Source organism: Candidatus Synechococcus spongiarum SH4, from assembly GCF_000586015.1.
Taxonomy (GTDB): domain Bacteria; phylum Cyanobacteriota; class Cyanobacteriia; order PCC-6307; family Cyanobiaceae; genus Synechococcus_B; species Synechococcus_B spongiarum_F.
In genome coordinates this window covers 1-2,401 of the sequence record NZ_JENA01000243.1, presented here as the reverse complement: position 1 = coordinate 2,401, position 2,401 = coordinate 1, and the positions used below count along the sequence as shown (strand labels likewise).

General features: G+C 64.6%; 3 protein-coding genes. 1 reads left to right on the top strand and 2 read right to left on the bottom strand.

The features are described 5' to 3' along the window. The coding region (locus BG35_RS0109165; RefSeq protein WP_025782582.1) for an enoyl-CoA hydratase-related protein at nucleotides 1-340 on the top strand (340 nt) is incomplete at its 5' end. 288 nt (nucleotides 341-628) lie between these two features. Here the strand turns inward: BG35_RS0109165 and BG35_RS0109160 are convergent. Both BG35_RS0109160 and BG35_RS0109155 read right to left on the bottom strand, forming a co-directional pair. Next, nucleotides 629-964, bottom strand: a complete 336-nt coding sequence (locus BG35_RS0109160) for a hypothetical protein (protein WP_025782581.1) — start codon at nucleotides 962-964, stop codon at nucleotides 629-631. Between the two features lie 31 nt (nucleotides 965-995). Beyond that, nucleotides 996-2,312 (bottom strand): autotransporter outer membrane beta-barrel domain-containing protein, encoded by a 1,317-nt coding sequence (locus BG35_RS0109155; RefSeq protein WP_152535266.1) that lies wholly within the window; start codon nucleotides 2,310-2,312, stop codon nucleotides 996-998. Nucleotides 2,313-2,401 lie beyond the last annotated feature (89 nt).

Below are 2,401 nucleotides of genomic sequence, written 5' to 3'. Positions count from 1 at the left end.
CTTGGTGGGGCAGCGCAAAGCCCGGGAGATCTGGTTTCTCTGCCAGCGTTATGACGCCGCGGCCGCCCTGGATATGGGGCTGGTGAATCGGGTGGTTCCCCTCGAAACCCTGGAGCAGGAGGGGGTAAACTGGGGGCGGCGCATCATGACCATGAGTCCCACCGCCATCCGCTGCCTCAAGGCCGGCTTTAACGCTGAAACCGACGGCATGGTGGGGCTACAGGAGTTGGCGGGTCAGGCCACCAGTCTCTTCTACCGCACGGACGAGGCCCGGGAAGGCCATCATGCCTTTCTTGAAAAGCGGTCTCCCCAGCATCAGGATTATCCCTGGTTGCCTTAGAATCAGAACCCAAGAACCGGAAGACGACGGTGGTGGACAGACAGCCTCTTGCTGCAGTGAATGTTATTGTTATGAGCGGGCTGATTCCCATCAGGGTGGTGTAAGCCTCTGCCCGCTCCACCACCCGTCTATCACTTGGCGGCTCAATTATTGCCCCCTCTCCACAAGGACGCCGTGGCAAGTTGGAGAGGAGCCTCCTCAACCCCGGTTCCGGCTCAGGGAAGCAGGAGAAATAGCGCCTTCCCGGCAGGGAACGGTTATGCCCGTTCTGCATCCCATGGCTTCCCCTCAGAAGGGGAGGGAGAAGTTGAGCTTGAGGGAATGATCCACGGGGGTATCTGTGGTGGTATTTTCTTCCCGTTCTCCTTGGAGGGAGAGTTGCCAGGGTGGTGTCTGGCTGTGCTGGGAGTGGGGCGCCAGGGACCAGCGGAGGGAGGTGGTGCTGGTGGTGGGGGAGAGTGCCACTGCCACCCCTGGTGTCATGGTGAGGCGGTTGTTGTGGACGGGGAAGCCGTAGGCGAAGTCGGCTTTGAACTGGTGGCTGTTGCCGGGTGATGTGTCGGAGTGCTGGATGGCGGTGGGATCAAGGAGGGCATGGATACCGGATGCCGTTGGCGCCCCCATGGTGTGACCCAGGGCGAGGGAGGGTCCGCGATCAGTGGGGGGAGGGGTCCCAGGAGAAGGAGAGGGCGAGGCCCTGCTGGCGGAACTCCTTTTCCACGTGGGTCACCAGGGAGCGGCCCTTGACTTGGGCGCTGATACCCCGTTGGGGATCGTTCCATGCCAGAGCTGCGCCCACTTCGAGACCGAGGCCGGTTTCCCCATCGCCGCTGTCCTGTCTCATGCCCACCTCCAGCGAGGGGAGCAGGGCAGCGCCATTGGCCAAGGGGAAGGGGCGGCCCGCCTCCAACCCCACCCGCAGCCGGGAGACGCTGCCCTCGCTGGAGGAGAGAGCATCCACCTGCTCGGTGGTGGTCCTCTGGCTCAGCAGGTCGATGGTGGTGGTGAGGCTCAGCCCCTCGGCGCCGCCATCGATGAGCAAGCCATCCAGCCCCACGGCGCCCATCACCATGGTGCTCCCGGCCCGGTACTCCCTGTTGCTCCCGTCGTCCGGTGTGACGGAGAGCTTGCCCCGGCCGTACCCGGCCACGGCCCACACACCCAGTCGTGGGGTGAGGGCATAACGGCCATAGGGGAACAGGCCCAGCAGGGTGCTGCTGAAGTCTGCAGCACCACCACCATCGACCTGGTAGGAGCCGGTGCCCCAGGAGTGGGAGAGGGCCGCGCCAGCCTGCCACTGCTCAGTGCGCCAGTCTGCGCCAAGCAGGGCGGTGGTCACCTCCCCGTTCAGGGAGAGGGTGTCTTCCTGTCCATGGAAGGAGGAGAGCGCCCCCGCACCCCAGAGGGACAAGCGGGGTGTTCTTGTGTGTTCTACCCCTGCCCCTCCTGCCTCTGCTTGTGATGGTGGGGAGAAGGAGAAGGAAGAACCCTGCGCCAGTTGCTGACCGCTGACACTCTCGAACCCCAACACCTTGGATAACACCCCCTCGTTCTCCGCCAACGGCGTGGCGCCTGTCAGCTCTTCGTGCGCCACGGTGAGGGTGAGACCGGCTTGGGATGGCGTAGATGCAAAGCGGCCTTGCACGGCAGCCACCACCTGCTGGGTGACGATGCGGCCAACACGCACCTGCCCCGCCTTCACGGCCTCGGTGAGGACATCCGTTGGGATGTCGTTATCCGTGATGGTCACCGCCACGTTACCGGTGACGCTGTTGTAGCCGCCACCAGCAGCAGTGTGGCTGAGGGTGGCGCTGTCGTTCGTGGCGTCATCGTCCTCCCCTGCCGAGACGGTGACCGGCTGCGCAGTGTTCCAGGTGGTGTTGTTAAAGGTGAGGCTGGCGGGAGAGACGGTCACGTCGCTGTTGTTGCCGCCCACCGTCACCGTGACAGTGTCCGTGGGCTCGGTGGCCATCTTCACGCGCTGCTCCCCTCGTCCACCGTCAGGGACGGGCGCTGAACTCCAACCCGGCCGTGTCGTCATCCGTCACGGTGACCGCCACG